The sequence below is a fragment of the Petrocella atlantisensis genome, from assembly GCF_900538275.1.
Classification (GTDB): domain Bacteria; phylum Bacillota; class Clostridia; order Lachnospirales; family Vallitaleaceae; genus Petrocella; species Petrocella atlantisensis.
This window is the reverse complement of sequence record NZ_LR130778.1, coordinates 339,590-360,354: the sequence shown is the minus strand read 5'-3', so window position 1 is coordinate 360,354 and position 20,765 is coordinate 339,590. Positions and strand designations below refer to the sequence as shown.

Annotated in this window: 17 protein-coding genes; all 17 read left to right on the top strand. The window is 35.1% G+C overall.

The window, feature by feature from the left end; all coding sequences use genetic code 11:
- The first annotated feature begins 2 nt into the window (after positions 1 to 2).
- Positions 3 to 722, top strand: coding sequence for a YveK family protein (locus PATL70BA_RS01840; protein WP_125135775.1), 720 nt, complete (start codon positions 3 to 5; stop codon positions 720 to 722).
- Positions 719 to 1,423 (top strand): CpsD/CapB family tyrosine-protein kinase, encoded by a 705-nt coding sequence (locus PATL70BA_RS01835; protein ID WP_125135774.1) that lies wholly within the window; start codon positions 719 to 721, stop codon positions 1,421 to 1,423. The genes PATL70BA_RS01840 and PATL70BA_RS01835 overlap by 4 nt, the downstream gene beginning before the upstream one ends.
- A complete protein-coding gene (locus tag PATL70BA_RS01830; protein WP_125135773.1) occupies positions 1,410 to 2,858 on the top strand; it encodes a tyrosine-protein phosphatase in 1,449 nt (482 codons plus the stop codon). The genes PATL70BA_RS01835 and PATL70BA_RS01830 overlap by 14 nt, the downstream gene beginning before the upstream one ends.
- 542 nt (positions 2,859 to 3,400) lie before the next feature.
- Positions 3,401 to 5,302: a polysaccharide biosynthesis protein gene (locus tag PATL70BA_RS01825; protein ID WP_125135772.1), complete on the top strand. Its 1,902-nt coding sequence runs from the start codon at positions 3,401 to 3,403 to the stop codon at positions 5,300 to 5,302.
- 89 nt (positions 5,303 to 5,391) lie between these two features.
- Positions 5,392 to 6,021: a sugar transferase gene (locus PATL70BA_RS01820; protein WP_125135771.1), complete on the top strand. Its 630-nt coding sequence runs from the start codon at positions 5,392 to 5,394 to the stop codon at positions 6,019 to 6,021.
- A complete protein-coding gene (locus PATL70BA_RS01815; RefSeq protein WP_125135770.1) occupies positions 6,018 to 7,127 on the top strand; it encodes a glycosyltransferase family 4 protein in 1,110 nt (369 codons plus the stop codon). Before PATL70BA_RS01820 ends, PATL70BA_RS01815 begins: the two co-directional genes overlap by 4 nt.
- A gap of 14 nt (positions 7,128 to 7,141) precedes the next feature.
- Positions 7,142 to 8,461: a nucleotide sugar dehydrogenase gene (locus PATL70BA_RS01810; RefSeq protein ID WP_125135769.1), complete on the top strand. Its 1,320-nt coding sequence runs from the start codon at positions 7,142 to 7,144 to the stop codon at positions 8,459 to 8,461.
- Between the two features lie 18 nt (positions 8,462 to 8,479).
- Positions 8,480 to 9,454 carry an SDR family oxidoreductase gene (locus PATL70BA_RS01805; protein WP_125135768.1) on the top strand — a complete coding sequence of 325 codons (975 nt, stop codon included), beginning with the start codon at positions 8,480 to 8,482 and terminating at the stop codon, positions 9,452 to 9,454.
- A 1-nt stretch (position 9,455) separates the two neighbouring features.
- Positions 9,456 to 10,640, top strand: a complete 1,185-nt coding sequence (locus PATL70BA_RS01800) for a glycosyltransferase (protein ID WP_125135767.1) — start codon at positions 9,456 to 9,458, stop codon at positions 10,638 to 10,640.
- A gap of 48 nt (positions 10,641 to 10,688) precedes the next feature.
- Positions 10,689 to 11,960: a hypothetical protein gene (locus PATL70BA_RS01795; protein ID WP_125135766.1), complete on the top strand. Its 1,272-nt coding sequence runs from the start codon at positions 10,689 to 10,691 to the stop codon at positions 11,958 to 11,960.
- A gap of 33 nt (positions 11,961 to 11,993) precedes the next feature.
- Positions 11,994 to 13,082, top strand: a complete 1,089-nt coding sequence (locus PATL70BA_RS01790; RefSeq protein WP_125135765.1) for a glycosyltransferase — start codon at positions 11,994 to 11,996, stop codon at positions 13,080 to 13,082.
- Between the two features lie 58 nt (positions 13,083 to 13,140).
- Positions 13,141 to 14,289 carry a glycosyltransferase gene (locus PATL70BA_RS01785; RefSeq protein ID WP_125135764.1) on the top strand — a complete coding sequence of 383 codons (1,149 nt, stop codon included), beginning with the start codon at positions 13,141 to 13,143 and terminating at the stop codon, positions 14,287 to 14,289.
- Positions 14,290 to 15,675 (top strand): lipopolysaccharide biosynthesis protein, encoded by a 1,386-nt coding sequence (locus tag PATL70BA_RS01780; protein ID WP_125135763.1) that lies wholly within the window; start codon positions 14,290 to 14,292, stop codon positions 15,673 to 15,675.
- Complete coding sequence (locus PATL70BA_RS01775; protein ID WP_125135762.1) at positions 15,662 to 16,681, top strand: polysaccharide biosynthesis protein; 1,020 nt, start codon at positions 15,662 to 15,664, stop codon at positions 16,679 to 16,681. Before PATL70BA_RS01780 ends, PATL70BA_RS01775 begins: the two co-directional genes overlap by 14 nt.
- Positions 16,681 to 17,790, top strand: a complete 1,110-nt coding sequence (locus tag PATL70BA_RS01770; protein WP_125135761.1) for a capsular polysaccharide biosynthesis protein CapF — start codon at positions 16,681 to 16,683, stop codon at positions 17,788 to 17,790. Before PATL70BA_RS01775 ends, PATL70BA_RS01770 begins: the two co-directional genes overlap by 1 nt.
- A 3-nt stretch (positions 17,791 to 17,793) precedes the next feature.
- Positions 17,794 to 18,918, top strand: a complete 1,125-nt coding sequence (gene wecB, locus PATL70BA_RS01765) for a non-hydrolyzing UDP-N-acetylglucosamine 2-epimerase (protein ID WP_125135760.1) — start codon at positions 17,794 to 17,796, stop codon at positions 18,916 to 18,918.
- 479 nt (positions 18,919 to 19,397) lie between these two features.
- Positions 19,398 to 20,648, top strand: coding sequence for a hypothetical protein (locus PATL70BA_RS01760; protein WP_125135759.1), 1,251 nt, complete (start codon positions 19,398 to 19,400; stop codon positions 20,646 to 20,648).
- The last annotated feature ends 117 nt before the right edge of the window (positions 20,649 to 20,765 follow it).

The following is a 20,765-nucleotide window of genomic DNA, read 5'->3' as shown; positions in this document are numbered from 1 at the left end:
TCATGCAAGAATATGAAGAAATCGACCTATTAGAATTAATCAAGACCCTATGGAAAAGAAAATGGATCATCATTGCCTGCGTCATTCTAGCAGCACTCATGGCTTTTTCCTATACGCGGTTTGCCATCACACCTATGTATGAATCCAAAACCACACTTATGGTTAACGGATCTAAGAGCTCAGGCTTAAGTGACATCGCTTCTAGCTTTGATCTAGGTAGCATTAACATGAGCCAGAAGTTGGTTGTGACCTATAGTGAGATTGTTCAGTCACGTATTGTTCTGGAACAAGTCATCAACCGTTTGGAACTGGATTTGACCTATGGTCAATTACTAGAGCGCATCACCTCTGTACCGGTCAAAAACACAGAGATTCTCCAAATCTCCGTAAAGCATGAAGACCCCGAACAAGCGGCGCTAATTGCTAATACAATAACAGATGTATTTATCAAAGAAGTCATGCGTATCATCAAAGCGGATAATGTAGAGATTATTGACAAGGCCATTGGTATATACACACCCATCAACGTCAAGCTCATTATGAATGTTGCTATTGGTGGTATTTTAGGTGGCATGGTTGGTGTCGGAATTATCTTCTTGATCATCTTATTTGACCGTACCCTTAAGACAGCAGAGGATATAGAGAAGCACTTAGGCTTACCGGTCCTTGGCACCATTGTTGACTTCAAAAACTTAGAAACAAAGCATGAGGTAAAATCATGAAAGATATAATCGTTCATAATCACCCAAAATCATCCATATCAGAGGCCTACAGAGCCATTAGAACCAATATAGAATTTGCCAATATAGACAAGAACATACGCACCATATTGGTCACCAGCACCACACCCGGAGAAGGCAAAACAACCACACTGGCCAACATCGCCGCAACCATGACACAAAACGGTGAGCGGGTACTGGTGATAGACTGTGACATGAGAAAACCAACGGTACACAAACTCTTTGGGATCTCTAACAAAAAAGGTCTAGCAGACATGCTAAGAAAAGAACATAACTATACTGACTATATTCAACGGGTAGAAGACCTTAACCTAGATGTACTAACAGCAGGTAAGATTCCGACCAACCCTTCAGAACTGCTACACTCCAAAGCCATGAAGAATCTGATCACAGCCTTAAAAGAAGAGTATGACTATATATTCTTAGACACACCCCCTGTGACACCGGTAACAGATGCAACCATCTTGTCCGGGTATATTGACGGGGTCATCTTAGTGGTAGCATCAGGTGCAGTGGACATTGATCTAACCAAGCGGGCAGTTAAGTCCATGACAGTGGTCGGCGCCAACATCTTAGGTGTTGTCATCAACAAGCTGAAGGTAGAGAGTGCCAAACACTACCAGACCTATTATTATTACCAATCAAAAGAGATAGAGGAGGAAGATGAAAATGAAAATGGTTGATATACATTACCATCTCCTTCCCGACGTCGATGACGGACCGGACACCACGGAATGCGCTCTAGAGATGGTGAAAATCAGCTACGACCAAGGGGTAAGAGGCATAGTAGCAACCCCCCATCTGAACCATCCCGTTCAGTTTAGAGGCAGAAGAAACAAGGAAATGGACAATAAGAAGGATATGGAACAAGCATTTGAGACACTTCGTGCCCATATTCATGAAGCCTATCCGGATATGGAGATCTATCTAGGTGCAGAACTCTATCTAACAAGGAAAGACCTGGATCATCTGGAACACGTCAAGATCAGAACCATGAACACGACCCAGTATATCTTAGTAGAATTTTCCAGAGACATTACCCATATAGAGTTGGATCATGGTATGCATGAACTGGTCCTACTGGGCTATCGACCGATCCTAGCCCATGCAGAAGTCTACAAATGTTATGCAAATCATATGGAAGAACTCATAAAGCTACGAGACCAAGGCATCTTGATTCAATGTAACGCAGGTAATATCATAAACCCACAATCATCACCTGAAAAAACAAGGGCAACACAGATGCTGGAACAGGGTCTCATTGACATCATAGCCAGTGATGGACATAACATCAGTACCAGAAGACCGGATATGGCCAAAGCCTATACCTACGTGACTAAGAAACATGGGGCGAAGGAAGCCAATCGACTCTTTTGTGAGAACCCACAGACTATGCTGCTTGGTGGTGTTGTACCACAACCACCAAGCAGGAAGAAGACCTTGCAGCCAAAGCACAAATCTCTCGTAGGGATGACATCTCTGATTGCTCTAGCCCTTATTGGATTCAGCCTCATCGTTACCAATGCACTAAATGCCAAAGATGAATCACCGGAAGCTTTCACACTAAAAAGCCTAGAGCAACAGACAGAACCCGCCAGCACCACACAGATAGAGAAAAACCATGGCCCAGTCCTACCTGAGTCATTAGAAAGCACAGAAGAGAATCTACTGACTCAACAAGAAAATAATGAATTAGAACAGGCACAATACAGTGAAGACCTAAAGATCCCCACCATGAACATTGAAAACGAGATTAACCCTGAACAACAGGGATACAATAAGATTGTAAGTGCGTATGAACAGCATTTGACGAATCTGGAAGCTTACTATAGAACGCAAGTCGATCAGTATTTTATCAGATTAAAAGAGGCTGTGCAGATTCAAGATATCCCTACAAGGGATGAGACAGTAAGCAGTATTCAGGGCTTAATCGGTAAGCTGGAATCTCAGTCGGACAATGAAGTCTATAAGTCCTTATATGATATGCAGAACGACTTAGAAGCCAAGCAGTATGATGTTGCTATAGTTCAACAACTAAGAGATCGTTATAATGAAGTAAAAGCAACAGTCTCCACGGCATATCAAGCAGAACTGGAAGCTTATTACAATAAACAATAAGGAAAATAAACAAAATAATGAGTTCTATAATACCTAGGATGTAGATTTTGTTATGGATGATGGTTATATGGTCCTAAAGGTTATGAGAAAACAATTTGACTGTCTTGACAGAAAACTTGATAGATTATATACTTATAAAAGACGCAAATTATTCATAATTCGTTCATATCTATAGTAAAGGTCAAAATCATTATTTTGGCCTTAAACCATACATATCAAGTAGCCATCAGTGCTATAGACAAATAGATTTATACTTTTATAAATCAACCGGCATCAAGGGGAAATAATTATAGAGCATACAAAAAGATAGCTCAGGTTAGATAATAGGGAGAGTAAAGTGTAACTTAATACTTGGATCATATCAAAGACATACCCCTACCCTTATTTAATTGAATGAACACGAATGACTTAGCGATGTAGATGCATGATGATAATGCTTTCTGTTATTATGCATGATGAATAGGCGTTATTCTGTAGATGTATTTTAGCAGACCAACGCGTTATAAGTTAAAAGAATGATAAGATAAGGAAGAAGGGGTAATATGGTAACAAGAGTTAGCAGACAAGTACTTTTACTGGTAACAGACATCATAGCTGTAAACGGTGCATTTCTATTGGCATTGTTATTACATAATGAAGGCAACATTCCGAAGACAACCATCTCAACATATCTAGGTGCAGCCTTGATCCTGACCATAGGCAAGCTTCTTATCTATCGGTTTTTTGGATTGTACAACAGCCTATGGGCTTACGCATCCGTAGAAGAATTAATGAAGGTCGTATTCGCAGGAATCATCGCCAACCTACTTGGTACTATGTACCTCATCTCCATGGGCGTTAGATTATACTTTGGTGTCTACATCATCGGAGCCATCTTAGAGATCTCCATCGTCGGTTGCATTCGTTTTAGCTATCGTTTTATCAGACGTATCAAGAACCATTACCCGGTCACAAAGCAGGAACATTCTAACAATATACTCATCATAGGAAGTGGCGCAACAGGCTCTCTAATCGCCACAGAGATCAAGAACCACGCAGGCACCTACGGTCAAGTCACCGGTTTTATTGATGACGATGAACACAAGCTCTACAAGACCATAGCCGGTGTGAGGGTACTGGGGAATTATTATGATATCTATAGTGTGGCCCATCGGTTTAAGATTGATGAGATCATCATAGCCGTACCGACTGCGACCGGATCCGTCATGAAGCAAATCATTGAAGAAAGCAAAAGAAGCGATGCCAAAGTCAGAATCATGCCGGGTATCAGAGAAGTCATTGACGGTCAAGTATCTCTAAGCAAAATCCGAGACGTTGAGATCGAAGACTTACTGGGACGGGACATGATCAACCTGAACGTAACCGAAGTGGCCAGTTATATAGAAGACAAAGTCATCATGGTCACAGGTGGTGGCGGTTCCATCGGCTCAGAACTGTGCCGCCAGATTGCCAGATTCCTACCCTCCAAGCTTATAATCCTAGATGTCTATGAGAACAATGCCTATGACATCCAGAATGAACTTCATAGAGAATACGGTAATAATCTGAACCTAGATGTAATCATCGCCTCGGTGAGAGACCGTGACAACATCTTCGCCATCGTAGAAGAACATGCACCCCATGTCATCTTCCACGCGGCAGCCCACAAGCACGTCCCTTTAATGGAGCGTGCACCCAAAGAAGCCATCAAGAACAATGTCTTCGGTACTAAGAATATAGCAGAAGCCGCTCATGAATTCGGAGTAGAACGCTTCGTCATGGTATCCACAGACAAAGCAGTGAACCCAACCAACATCATGGGTGCCAGTAAGCGTATCTGTGAGATGATTGTACAAGGTCTAGCCAAAGAGAGCAAGACCAAGTTCACCGCCGTACGATTTGGCAATGTACTAGGTAGTAACGGTTCCGTGATCCCCCTATTTAGGAAACAGATCGAACAAGGTGGACCGGTGACCGTCACCCATAAAGAGATCGTTCGATACTTCATGACCATTACCGAAGCAGCCCAACTGGTCATCCAGTCCGGCGCCATCGCAAGAGGTGGTGAGATCTTCGTCCTAGATATGGGAGAACCGGTTAAGATCTATGATCTGGCTGTTGACCTCATAAGACTCTCGGGACTGAAGTTGAACGAAGATATCAAGATCAAGGTCACAGGCTTAAGGCCTGGTGAGAAGCTCTACGAAGAACTGCTCATGGATGAAGAAGGCCTACAAGATACCAAGTACGAGAAGATTTATATCGGTCAGCCCATAGAGATCAACTACTCTGAGCTTAAGAGTGCCTTAAACGAACTCCTAGTGATACTTAAGTCACCGGAAACCGAGACCCTCATAGAGATGGTCCAAGGCATCGTACCTACTTATCGCAACAACATAGAAGTCAATAGCGAGAACAGACATAAGCGAGAAAAAGCAGACAGGTACAAGTTAGCCAAAGCATAATAACTAGGTGTGAGCCCTATGACTCACACTTAATTTATGGGATGGGATAATAGATGACGACAAGAAGTTGTTAGAAGGAGGTAGAGGATATGTACATGATTATTAAACGACTAATAGATATCATACTTTCATTCTTAGGACTTATCTTCTTATCTCCTGTCTTTCTATTACTTATTATAGCTATTAAGCTTGACTCTAAGGGACCGGTTCTCTTTAAACAGAAGAGAGTCGGAATCCATAAGAGTCATTTTAATATATTAAAGTTCCGCACCATGCGCATTGATACGCCCAAAGATACCCCGACACACCTTCTAGAGAATCCTGATCAGTGGATTACTAAGGTAGGTAAGTTCCTACGAAAAACGTCTCTAGACGAGCTGCCTCAGATCATCAACATCTTTAAAGGTGAGATGAGTATCATCGGTCCAAGGCCAGCGCTTTGGAATCAATATGATCTGATTGAAGAAAGAGACAAGTACGGTGCCAATGACGTACCGGTTGGCCTTACAGGCTGGGCACAGATTAATGGTAGGGATGAACTTGAGATTGAAGTGAAGGCAAGACTGGATGGGGAATATACTAAGAAGATTGGGATGTTAATGGATCAAAGATGCTTCTTTGGAACTATCTTTAGTGTTTTGAGAAGTAAGGGTATTGTTGAAGGTGGGACTGGGGTTAAGACAGAGAATAATAAGGCAGAGGAGACGGTGACGAAATGAAGATAGTTGTTCTCTCAAGCCATACATCATCACTTTTTTGGTTTCGTATGGATATGATGAAAGATTTTATAAAACACGGACATTCAGTTATTGCATTAGGACCAGAACCTGAGACAAACTGGAAGACTAAATTTGAGGAAAATGAGATTCGATATAAGCAACTATTTGTAGAAAGAAATGGTATAAATCCATTTAGCGATTTAAAGACATATCGAGAGCTTAAGAAGTTCATGAAAGAAGAAAAGCCGGATAAAATCTTTGCATATCAAGCTAAAACAGTTGTTTATGGATGTCTGGCAGCAAAAGCTAATGGAATTACTGAGGTCTATCCATTAATTGCTGGGTTAGGTTCGATATTTAGAGGTGAAGGACTTAAGAATATAATAATCAAGATAATAATGAAAACCGAGTATCGTGTAGCTTGTAATGCAAGTAAGAAGGTTTTTTTTCAAAATAATGATGACAAAAATGAATTTATTAGTAATGGACTCATTCAAGAAGATAAGATTGTCATTATAAATGGATCGGGAGTGAATCTTGAAAAGTTTAAACCTGAATCTTTACCAGAAAAAGCAGCCTTTCTATTTATCGGTAGACTGATTAAAGACAAAGGTGTAATGGAATATTTGGAAGCATGCAAACGAATCAAAGCTGAATATCCTGAAATAAAGTGCTTACTTGTGGGTCCATATGATAGCAATCCTTCAGCACTACAGCCTGAAGCGTTAAAACCATATATAGATAGTCATATCATAGAATACGTTGGAGAGCAGAGTGATGTTAGGCCATATTTAATACAATGTAGCACTTATGTTTTGCCCTCTTATCATGAGGGTACACCTAAAACAGTCCTTGAAGCTATGGCGATAGGACGTTCAATTATAACAAGTGATGCTCCAGGCTGTAGAGAAACAGTGATAGATGGATACAATGGGTATCTCGTGCCTGTTAAAGATATAAATAGGTTAGTTGAAAGAATGAAAAACCTTATAGAGGATCAAGGTAAAAACAAGATAATGGCTGAGCATAGTTTAAAACTTGCCAGAGAAAAGTATGACGTCAAATTAGTAAATAAATCAATAATGGAAACTATGGGTTTAATATAAAGGAGTTATCTGACATGAATTTATATGAAAAGATTAAAAACAGAGAAGAAAAAATCTCACTTGTAGGGCTTGGCTATGTTGGTATGCCAATAGCTGTTTCTTTTGCTAAAAAGGTTAATGTTATTGGATTTGATATCAGCAAAGAAAAAGTTGAACTTTATATAAATGGGATTGATCCAACTAAAGAAGTAGGCAATGAAGTTATAAAAGAAACAGCTGTTGAATTTACCGCTGATGAATTAAAACTTAGAGAAGCAAAGTTCCACATTGTCGCTGTACCAACACCTGTAAATTCGGATCATACACCAAACTTAAAACCTATTGAATCCGCGAGTAGAACAGTTGGAAGAAATCTCACAAAAGGTTCAATTGTTGTATTTGAGTCCACAGTTTATCCAGGTGTAACAGAAGAAATTTGTATTCCAATACTTGAAAAAGAATCAGGAATGAAATGTGGTGAAGACTTTAAGGTAGGTTATTCACCTGAAAGAATCAATCCAGGTGATAAAGTACACAGGTTAGAAACAATAGTAAAAGTTGTAGCAGGAATGGATAAAGAATCTCTTGAAGTTATAGCTAAAGTATATGAACTTGTTGTAGATGCTGGGGTACATAGAGCTGAATCAATTAAAGTAGCTGAAGCCGCTAAAGTTATTGAAAACTCTCAACGAGATATTAACATCGCATTTATGAATGAGCTTTCCATTATATTCAATAGGATGGGAATAGATACTAAGGCTGTTCTAAAAGCTGCAGGAACTAAGTGGAATTTCTTGAATTTCCATCCTGGTCTTGTGGGCGGACATTGTATAGGTGTAGATCCTTATTACCTCACATATAAGGCTGAACAGCTAGGATACCATTCACAAATTATACTTTCTGGCAGAAGAATCAATGACGATATGGGCAGATATGTGGTTGAGAATTTAATTAAAAATCTCATTAAGGCTGATGTACCAGTCAAAGATGCCAAAGTAGCAATCCTAGGATTTACATTCAAAGAAAACTGTCCTGATACAAGAAATACAAGGGTTATTGACATAGTGAATGAGTTAAAAGAATATGGAGTCAATCCTATGATTGCAGATCCCGAGGCCGATGAAGATGAAGCAAAACATGAGTATGGAATCGTCTTTGATTCGGTGGAAGATATTAAAAATATGGATGCTATTGTTGTTGCAGTTGGTCATGATCAATTCTTAAAACTCTCTAAAGAGGACTTCAAGAAAATGTTCAAAGAAGGATCTAACGAAAGTAAAGTGTTAACTGATATTAAAGGTATCTTAGATAGAAAAGAGTATGAAGTGGCAGGATATAAATACTGGAGACTATAGAGGAAGGTAGTGCAAATCATGGGTTATGAAAATATAACATTTGAAAAAGATAGCGTATTTCTTGTGACAGGTGGAGCAGGATTTATTGGCTCTAACCTATGCGAGGTTTTATTAGATAAAGGTTACTTAGTGAGATGTCTTGATGATCTTTCAAATGGAAAGCAAGCCAATATTGACTTGTTTATTGATAATCCAAACTATACATTCATTAAAGGTGACATTAGAAATTTAGATATCTGCATGAAAGCGTGCGAGGGTGTTGACTATGTACTTAATCAAGCAGCTTGGGGAAGTGTACCAAGAAGTATTAAGATGCCATTATTGTATGAAGAGATAAATATAAGAGGGACACTAAACATGATGGAAGCCTCTAGACAAAACGAAGTTAAAAAGTTTGTATATGCATCCAGTTCATCCGTGTATGGAGATGAGCCGAATCTTCCTAAACAAGAAGGGAGAGAAGGGAATCTTTTATCACCTTACGCCCTTACAAAAATAGTTGATGAAGAATATGCAAAGCTTTATTCAAAACTTTACGGCTTAGATACGTATGGCTTAAGATATTTTAATGTCTTTGGTAAAAGACAGGATCCAAACGGGGCTTATGCAGCTGTAGTTCCTAAGTTTATTAAGCAACTTCTTAATGATGAACAACCTACTATATACGGAGACGGAAAGCAAAGTAGAGACTTTACATACATCGAGAATGTAATTGAAGCAAATCTCAAAGCGTGTAAGGCGTCTTCTGAAGTTGCAGGTGAAGCTTTTAACATCGCCTTTGGAGGTAGAGAATACTTAATTGATGTTTATAATTCTTTATGTAAAGCTCTTGGTAAAGAGATTCAACCAATATTTGGACAAGATAGAATAGGTGATATAAAGCATAGTAACGCTGATATTAAGAAAGCTCAGGAAATGCTTGGATATAATCCTAGTTGGAGTTTTGAAAGAGGGATTGAAGCGGCAATAGTATGGTATAAGGAGAATTTGTGATATGTCAAAAGGTACTATTCTATATGTAGGTGGTTTTGAACTACCGGATAAAAATGCTGCAGCTCATAGAGTTCTTAGTAATGGGAAAATAATCAGAGAATTAGGATATAAGGTTGTATTTATTGATGTAGATAAAGAACTTAAATATGGAAGTGATGTGCGAAATACAAAACATATTATTCAAGAATTTGAATGTTGGTCTATACCATATCCATCAACAAAAGTACAATGGATTAATTACTTAAGTAACATTGATACTTCAATTGAAGTTTTAAATCAATATGAGGATGTTAAAGTAATTATCGCCTATAACTATCCAGCAATTCCTTTATGGAGATTAAAAAACTATTGCGCTAGAAATAGTATAAAAATAGTTGCTGATTGTACTGAGTGGTATAGCACTAAGGGGCAGAGTATTATTTTTAAGTTCATAAAAGGAATTGACTCGTTACTGCGTATGAGAGTAATCCAAAAACGGCTTGACGGACTTATCGTAATAAGTAGCTACTTAAAAAATTATTATCATAGATCTACTAATGTAGTGAGAGTCCCTCCATTAATAGATATATCTGAAGAAAAGTGGAATACAACAGTATCTGAATTTGATAGTGATAAGTTAAATTTAGTTTATGCAGGGAGTCCAGGAAAAACTAAAGATAAACTTAAGTTTTTTATTGAGAGTTTATATGAGTTTAAGGAAGTTTCAAATTTTTCATTAAATATAATAGGTATAACAAAAGAACAATATATTGATGTATTCAAGGAACTTGAGCCTAAATTAAATCAACTTGGAGAAAAGATAGTTTTTCATGGTCGATTATCACATGTAGACAGTTTAAAATTTGTCATGATGTCAGATTTCAGCGTTTTTTTTAGAGATGATACACGAACGACGAAAGCAGGTTTTCCAACAAAGTTTGTTGAAAGCATTAGTTGTGGTACACCAGTTATAACAACTCGGACCAGTGACCTTGAACGATATATTCTTGAAGGAGAAAATGGTTTTTTTATTGATATAAAGGACAAGAAAAATGTATTGTTACTTTTAAGTAAAGTTTTCGATATGAAAAAAGAAGATATTAATAGGATGAAAAAAAAATGTATTGAATCAAATATTTTTTACTTTAGAAATTATAATAATAAAATCAGGCAATTTCTACATGTTATACAATCTAACTCTGAATAAAAATAAAAGATTGTAATAATTTAAAATACTAAGAAGATGGTGGCAAGAGTGAATAATGAAATCCAACTAAAAAGAAAAAATCCTACTATTCAGAAGTTGAGTACATTTTTTGCATTTTATTTAGTTATTTCCAATTTAATACCACAAATTAGAGTTATACCTGGTTTTTATTTATTAATGTTTTTGTCTATATTCCTATGGTTGTTTACTGCAGCACTTGCCCATCCAAGTTTTTTTACGCAATTTAATGTCCATAAATTACTAATATTTCTTTTTATTTTATATACCGTAACAGTGCCATATATATTTGGAAACGGAACTATTGGAAATCGATATTTAGAACATGGTGTAATGCTTATTTTTTATTTGATCTATAGATACAACAGAGCTTATGGGTATTCAAATAGTAACATGCTGATAGTAAATTTTTCTCTATTATCCTTGACAATTACTAGTGTTTTGACTTTACTTGGACTCTTTAATAATCCTTATTTAGCAAGAAGTATAAAATCTAGTGGTGAACATACAATGTATCTTAGAAGCCAAGGAATTGGAGGATACGAATTTATTTATCTATTAGTATTTGTAAGCATTAATTTATTTTTTTTATTATGTAATAAGAAGTTCATTAAACTTAAGGCGAGATCTACTTATATCATAACATTTCTATTCACATTATTTTTATTGACTATTGTTTCCGCAAATTATTTTACAGCACTTTTAATGTTGATAGCATCATTTGTAGTACTTTTAATTTTTAAAAATCGAAATATATTAGCTAAAGTATATATTTTATTTTTGGGCGTTATTTTAATACTCTTTAGAAAAAACATTTTTGATTTTTTAATAAAGGGTATTATTAAACTAATGGGAAGTGGGGCAACTGTTGAGAAATTGCTTAAATTACAGGAATCGTCTTCAATATATTACGGAAGTGATTCGATATTTTCAGACAGAGCTTCTACAATAATATCAAGTTGGTTATCATTTTTAGAAAATCCAATTAGCGGATTAGTCATAAGCCCTATTCAATCAAGTGGAGGATTTCTAACTGGTTTTGGACAACATTCGCATTTCGTAGATACATTAGCGTTATATGGCTTGTTCATAGGAGTATTGAACATATATATTATACTCTATCCGTTCTTTATTAGATTTGATAAAAAAAGAGAGCTATTCAGTTTAAACTTGTCTATGTTAATATCAGTATTAATAATATTTTCATTTAATAATGTAACTCCTTCAATAGGGTTCGGTATATTTTTTGTATATCCAGTATTCTATGATTGGGTTATGGAGTTAAAGAATAATAATATTTGAGAATGACCATTAAACAAGAGGAGAGTTTTTGAAATGAGCGAATTCAACAACAAATATAAAATAATGATGCATTATGTTATGCCAGGTGCAATTGGAGGACCCAATATTTTATTTGGCAGAATTGAAAGTGATAAATTACTTAACGAAAAGTATGACTTTATACGGCTAAATCAAAATAGAATTGCTGGTGGTAAACTAAATATTGGATTAATTCTAGAATTAAAAAGAGAAATTCAAGAGCAAAAGCCTAATATTATACACATATCTGGGATGCAGAGTGCAGGATTTCACTGCATGATTGCTGCTGTTCTTGCTGGATGCAAAAATAGGTTAATTACAACTCATGGATTTTCAGGAGATGCTCTGGATATCTCCAAAAATAAAAGATTCATTTTTAACAATATAATTGAGCCAATTACAATAATATTTGCAACACATGTTCAAGGAATAAGTCAATACACATATGAGAAAAAAATGATTGAAAAATATGCAAAAAATAAGAGAAGCTTTATTTACAATCTACCTCCATCTAAAAGTGAATTGAATAAAAAAGGTGATATAAGAAAATCACTAGGGATAAGAGAAGATGAAGTTGTTTTTACTACAATTTCACGCATTGTTTTAGACAAAGGTTATAAAGAGTTAGCTAAAGCAATTCACAGATTAAGACATATAAATGGTATTAGATTTTTAATTGTAGGGGATGGAGCATATGAAAAAGTATTTAGAAATCAGGTCATTGAAGAAATAAATGATAAAAAAGTTATTATGCTTGGCAAAAGAAATGATGTAATAAGTATACTATACGAAAGTGATGTTTTTGTATTACCAACGCTTCATGAAAATCTAGGTAATGTATTTTTAGAAGCTTCATCAGTAAATATTCCAAGTATTGGGACAAACGTTGGTGGTGTTCCAGAGGTTATCGAAGACGGTGTAACAGGTATACTAGTTCCCCCATATAATTCAAAAATATTATCAGAATCAATACTGAAATTGTATAAAAACCCAAAATTAAGAAAAGAAATGGGGGAAAATGCAAATCAAAGATTAAAATCAAAATTTAATTCTTTAGAAATTGCAAAACAGTTTGATGAACTTTACTCATCAATGTTAAATTAATTTAAACGTTGGATTATTTGTAAGGTATTTATGATTAATACAGTCGAGGAGAAAAATTATGGCTATTAAACAAATTAAATATATAGCTTTTTATTCAAATGATTTTATTGGTAGCCAAAATAGACAAATGGCTATTTCCGCTACCAATAAAATAGATTATATTTGCAGTGCTTTTAGAAGAAATAATTATGAAGTTGAGCTTATATCTCCAAGTTGGACTAATAATCAACGAGGCTACTATAAAGGTGAAGTTATTAATGCAATAGAAGGGGTATTTCTAAGAATATTTGCATCTTTTGGAGCAAAAAATAAAATTCAAAGAATCTGTAAATATATATTTTCCTTATTTCAATTATTGCTTTATTTGTTATTTAATACTAAAAAAGGCGAACCAATTGTTGTGTACCACTCTATAAGTTTATCATTACCAATTAGAATCGTTAAGCATCTCAAAAAAATAAAATTAATTTTAGAAGTTGAAGAAATTTATCAAGATATACAATCTCATTCTAAATACATGACAAAAAGTGAATATAAGTTATTTGAAAGTGCAGACAGTTTTATTTTTTCTACTGAGTTGCTAAATAATAGTATCAATAAAGCAAACAAACCATATATAATAATAAACGGAACATACCAAGTAGAGGAAGATAGAAAATGCAAATTTAATGATGATAAAATCCATGTGGTTTATGCTGGAACATTCGATCCTAGAAAGGGAGGGGCACTAGCAGCAGCAGCAGTAGCAGAATATCTTCCCAAGAATTATCATATCCATATCATTGGATTTGGTTCTAAAGATGATACAAGTATATTATTAAAGAAGATAGACGAATTATCAAAAAATACGGAAGCAACTATTACTTATGATGGGCTTTTTAGTGGAGAAGCATATATTCGGTTTCTGCAGAAATGTGATATAGGATTAAGCACGCAAACACCTGAGGCGGCATATAATGAAACCTCATTCCCATCAAAAATACTTTCATATATGGCTAATGGATTACGTGTAGTTTCTGTTCGCATAAAAACGATAGAGATTTCTACTGTTGGACAGGAAGTTTACTACTATGATGAACCCAACCCTAAAGCTATTGCAAGCACGATCACCTCTATCGATTTAAGTGAATCATATAATAGTAGAGAAATAATTAGAAGACTTAATTTGAATTTTACAGAAAATATTAAAAAGTTGTTGGAAGAATAGATGAGAAAATATATCTTTAAATTAAAAAATAAGTTTCTAAATACAAACGAGAATAATAAAGCAATTGTATACAATACGATAGGAGCCTTTCTAGTAAAGGGCGGTGCACTCGTCATTTCATTGTTCACTATGCCTGCATATATGAGGTATTTTGATAATCAGCAAATCTTAGGCCTTTGGTTTACAATAATATCCGTTTTATCATGGGTGCTTACCTTTGATTTGGGAATTGGTAATGGTCTTAGGAATCATTTAGTACCTGCTCTAGTAAAGAGAGATCAAACAAGAATTAAAAAATATATCTCATCTGCTTATGTTGTGGTTGGGACTATTGTATTATTCTCCTTAATGTCTTCAGCCATATTCTTCAGGTTTATTAATTGGAATTTGATTTTTAATATACCAAATGACATTTTGTCAATAGAGACTCTCAATATTACTGTAAGCATTGTATTTTCAGGCATAATGCTTCAATTTTTATTTAAGCTAATAACGTCGATTTTGTATGCTATGCAAAAGTCGGCCTTGAATAATTTTTTGAGTTTATTGACTAGTATTATTACCTTAATTTATGTTTCATTCGCAAAATCATCTGACATATCAGCTAGTTTAATATCGTTGGCAGTAGTCAATGTATTAGCTGTTAATTTTCCACTGCTTATATCCACTATTTTTATTTTTACAAAAGAATTAAGAGGGTGTAAACCAGAAATAAAATTCTTTGAAATAAAATATGCAAGAGATGTTATTAAGTTAGGGGGCATCTTCTTTTGGGTACAAATCATGTACATGGTCATTATTGCAACTAATGAGTTTTTGATTACTTGGTTCAGTACACCTGAAATGGTTGTTGAATACCAAATTTATAATAAACTTTTCACACTAATAGGTACTGTTTTTGTATTAGCATTAACTCCTATTTGGTCAGCTGTAACAAAAGCTTTTTCTGAACAAAATTTTACATGGATAAAGAAGCTATATAGGACTTTAAGATTAATGGCACTTCTAGCGGTTATTTGTGAATTTGTAATGATACCTTTTCTGCAATATGGTATTAACATATGGCTTGGTGACAATGCGATTCAAGTGAATTATCTATATGCTGTTGCATTTGCATCGTTTGGGAGCATAATAATCTGGAATGGCGTAATATCTAGTATAGCTAATGGTTGTGGGCAATTAAAGATACAAAGTATCTATTTTACTATAGGTGCTTTGGTGAAAATCCCTATTGCATGGTTTTTAGTTGGAGTTTTTAACTCGTGGATAGGAGTAATAGTTTCCAATATAATAGCTATGAGTTTATATTGTTTGATACAGCCGATGTGGCTAAATGAATTTTTAAGTAAGAAAGAATTGGAGGAAAAAAAATATGTTCAAAAATAAGATTTTGTTAATAACTGGTGGCACAGGTTCGTTTGGAAATGCAGTTATGAAAAGGTTTTTAAATACTGATATTAAAGAAATTCGCATTTTTTCACGTGATGAGAAAAAGCAAGAAGACATGAGAAAACTTTATAAGAATGATAAATTGAGATTCTATATAGGTGATGTTCGAGATCTCGCCAGCGTGAAAAATGCTATGCATGGCGTAGATTATATCTTCCATGCTGCTGCGCTTAAGCAAGTACCTTCATGTGAGTTTTTCCCACTTGAAGCGGTCAAAACTAATGTACTAGGAACAGATAATGTTCTTACCGGTGCTATTGAGATGGGTGTCAAAAAAGTAATATGTCTCTCTACTGATAAAGCAGCTTATCCGATTAATGCAATGGGTATATCTAAAGCTATGATGGAGAAAGTTTTTGTAGCAAAAGCTAAGACAGTTGATTCAGAAAAAACCCTTATCTGCGGCACTAGATATGGTAACGTTATGGCCTCGAGAGGATCTGTAATTCCGCTGTTTATCGATCAAATTAAGAGCGGACAACCTTTGACGGTGACAGATCCTAATATGACAAGGTTTTTGATGAGTCTTGCAGAAGCTGTAGAACTGGTTGTATTTGCATTTAAGAACGCTGAAGCAGGGGATATAATGGTTCAGAAATCACCAGCATCTACGATTAGAGACTTAGCACAAGCAATAAAAGAACTATTTAATGCTGACAATGAAATAAAAGTGATAGGTACACGTCATGGAGAGAAACTATATGAAACACTTCTTACAAAAGAAGAACATGTTGTAGCAAAAGACATGGGTGGCTTTTATAAAGTTCCGGCAGATAAAAGAGATCTTAATTATGACAAGTATTTTGTGGAAGGCGATCAAAAGCTTTCTTCAGAAGATGAGTACAATTCTCATAATACAGAAAGATTAAACATTGAACAAATTAAAGAGAGGCTTTTACAATTGGATTATGTAAGAGAACAACTGGAAAGTTGGGGTAGATAATGAAAATATTAGTCACAGGATCAAAGGGCTTTATTGGGAAAAATCTAATAGCAGAATTAAGAAACAGGAAATATACTGATATCTATGAATTTGATCAAGATACAGAACCTGCTCATCTTGATGAATACTGCAAAGAAGCTGATTTTGTATTTCATCTTGCAGGTGTAAACCGACCAAAAGAACAGTCGGAGTTTATGGATGGGAATTTTGGCTTTACTACTATTTTGGTCGATACACTAAGAAAATATAAGAATACCTGTCCTGTAATGATTTCATCTTCAATACAAGCCGAACTAGACAATCCATATGGAGAGAGTAAGAAGGCAGGCGAAGATCTATTATTCGATTATGGGGTAGAAACCGGTGCAAAGATATTGGTCTATAGATTTCCTAATGTTTTTGGAAAGTGGGGCAGGCCCAATTACAACAGTGCTGTTGCAACATTCTGTTATAATATCTCACATGAGCTACCTATTCATATGAATACTCCTGATGTAGTGATGAATCTTGTATATATAGATGATGTTATAAATGAGCTTATTCATGCGCTAGAGGGTAATGAGAATAGAGATAATTTATTCTGCAAAGTTCCGATGATTCATACCATAACACTTGGTGAAATAGCGGATTTGATTTTTTCATTCAAGAAAAGTAGAGAAGAAAAATCAGTTCCCAATATGTCGGATGCTTTTACTAAAAAACTCTATAGTACATATTTAAGTTATCTGCCTGAGAATCAGTTTAGCTATGATTTAAAAATGAATGTAGATGATAGAGGTTCTTTTACTGAATTTATTAAAACACCGGATAGAGGGCAGGTTTCAGTAAATATATCAAAGCCGGGTATCATAAAAGGTAACCACTGGCATCATTCAAAAAACGAGAAGTTCTTAGTTGTTAGTGGTCAAGGGATTATTCGTTTTAGAAAAATCGATTCAGATGAAGTACTGGAGTACTTTGTAAATGGAGAAAAGATGACAGTTGTAGATATACCTACTGGATATACACATAACATCGAGAATCTAGGTGAGACAGAGATGGTAACCATTATGTGGGCTAATGAGGCCTTCAATCCCGAAAAACCAGATACATACTTTTTGGAGGTATAACAGATGAAGAAGTTAAAGGTAATGACAGTTGTTGGTACTAGACCGGAGATTATCAGATTATCAGCCGTTATTAATAGATTAAATGAGTCAGAAGCTATTGATCATGTTCTTGTTCATACTGGACAAAATTATGATTATGAATTAAATGAAGTTTTTTTTAATGACTTCAATCTTAAGAAACCAGATTATTTTCTTGATGCAGCTACAGGAAACGCAGTGGAAACTATTGGGAATATATTGGTGAAAATTGATCCAATTCTAGAAGAAGTAAAACCGGATGCCTTTCTTATCTTGGGTGATACAAATAGTTGCTTGTGTGCTATTGCAGCTAAAAGAAGACATATCCCAATCTTCCATATGGAAGCAGGGAACAGATGCTTTGATCAGAGAGTACCGGAAGAGACAAATAGAAAGATTGTGGACCATACCGCGGATATTAACTTAACCTATAGTGATATAGCTAGAGAGTATCTTTTAAGAGAAGGAATACCGGCAGATCGAATCATTAAAACGGGTAGCCCAATGTTTGAAGTACTTAGTTCGAGAAAAGATGATATCGAAAGTTCTGATGTACTTGAAAGATTAGGACTTAAAGAAGAAAAGTACTTTGTTGTATCCGCTCATAGAGAAGAAAATATAAGCTCTGAGCAAAATTTTATGGATTTAGTAGAAAGCTTAAATTCGATTGCAGAAAAGTATCAGTTGCCGGTAATCATGAGTACTCATCCAAGAACTAAAAATATGATAGAAGCTAAAGGGATTGCATTTAATCCCCTAATTAGAACTATGAAACCTCTTAGTTTTAATGATTATGTGAAACTTCAAAAGTATTCGAAAGCAGTCCTTAGTGATAGCGGAACGATTAGTGAAGAATCATCAATTCTTGATTTTAGAGCATTAAATATTAGGCAAGCACATGAAAGACCGGAGGCCATGGAAGAGGCATCTGTGATGATGGTAGGACTAAAGAAAGACAGAATTCTTCAAGGATTAGAAGTGTTAGAAACTCAAGAAAAAGGCACATTGAGATTAGTAGCTGATTATAGCATGCCAAATGTGTCAGATAAGGTATTGAAGATTATCTTGTCTTATACGGATTATGTGCATAGGACTGTTTACAGAGTTTAAAGATGGTGGAACAACATCCCTTGGTGTTAGACTAGTCACCAAGATACAATTCCACCACATAAGGGGACGGGAATCTTATATGAGTATAGCGGTAACAAGGGTGATATACGGGATAATGAGATGGGGTTATAGAGGTATTTAGCTGACTTTCGAGATGGGCAGTAATAAAGAACTGATATTTTTAGTAGCAGATGTCCGTTTTCATACAAAGGGAATTCACAGAATATTGTATTAATGGTTGAGTTGAGAAAGATGAGGGGGACAGCTAATGAAAGCATTATTATCAGAAGTAAATTTGGACACAGGTGAATTAATCACTATTGATGGTTGAAAAATATCTCGTAAATCTAGGAGATCTAACGACCTGCTGCACTTGGACACTAACTGCTGAGCTAGAAATTAATAAGATTAAAGAATACATAAAGAACTTAGAATGTGATGTAGTTATTGGAATGCCTTGACCGTAGGAGGTAAAGTATATGTGCAAAATAAACAGCAAAAATAGAAAAAAGATAGAAGCTTGCTATAGAGATTTGCAGCATTATTATTTGCATAAGGGCAATAAAGAGCTGGACTTTGATGATAAGCCATTCACTAATTTATTAGATTTGCTATATCCAGTATTAATAAAGCACCCTTTCTACTCGAATGATTTTTTTGTTTCTGCGGTTGAATTATTTTTGAGAAAAAAAGAAACTGTTGAAGAGGATTTAGACGATTTGATATTGTATATTGAAGATTATTTCAATGTAAATAAAGATGAACATTTTTTGATATTCCCATTACAAGGGTCAGGATTAAAAAAAGATGTTTCTTTTGATAAATTTCATCTTCTAACACAAAAAGATGAACAACAGATATTAAAGCAAATATCAGATATAACACATATTGATTTTGATGAGGTGAAAAGCTCTCTCGACCATACCCGTAAAAGCCGATCGAAACACTTCCTCGAAGCGAATATGATGATTATTAAGGTCGAAAATCAAACTGAAAATGTAAATAGATTAGCTTATCAATTGGCTCAATTTTCAGTAGATATTTTTAAGCTGATCCATTCATCATTCGGCATGGAATCTAGTATATTCCGTTTAGCACAAGGATGGGAGGAGGAGAATAGCCATGTTGCAATTTTAGCAAAAGATGGCTGGCGTCGAGGGCATGGTTTTAGTTGGAATGCACATCTAAAATGTAAAATAGATATTGATTTTATTGCAGATGAGAAATATCAAAGGATTTTCTGTTTATTGTTTAATGCAGTTACGAAAAAAGAACCTGATGAATTAACAGATAAGTTTGTTAACGCACTAATATTATTTGGAAAAGCCACTGTACAAAGAAGTGAACATAATGATGTAGATTTAGCGCTATTGCTTTATATAACAGCATTAGAATCTTTGTTGACGGAAGGATTCAATGAAAAAAGACTACGCCTTTCTGCTATTGTACCACGATTGATTAATTACGAAGGTAGAAGTATATTTGAAATTGCAGAACCCTTGGAAAAACTATATTTATCGCGAAATAATTTTTTGCATGCTGGGCAGTCATCATACTTCTTTAGGAGTGATGATGACATGGATTTCTTAGAACGAGTTTCTGCTCTTGTTATATTAAAATGTTTTGAATTAGATTTTACGATTCAAAACGGGAACGAAAAAAGAACAACAACCTGGTCAAATTATATTGATAGCATTTTTAAAAACTTGATTTTTGGTAGGTTGGTCTAACTATTAAAAACGGCAATTTTGTTGTATACAAGGATTTAAAGAAATCATTATTAAATAAAATTAATGAAATAAAGAGCAAACATATATCTAGTCTATCAAATGCTCACAGTGAAATCC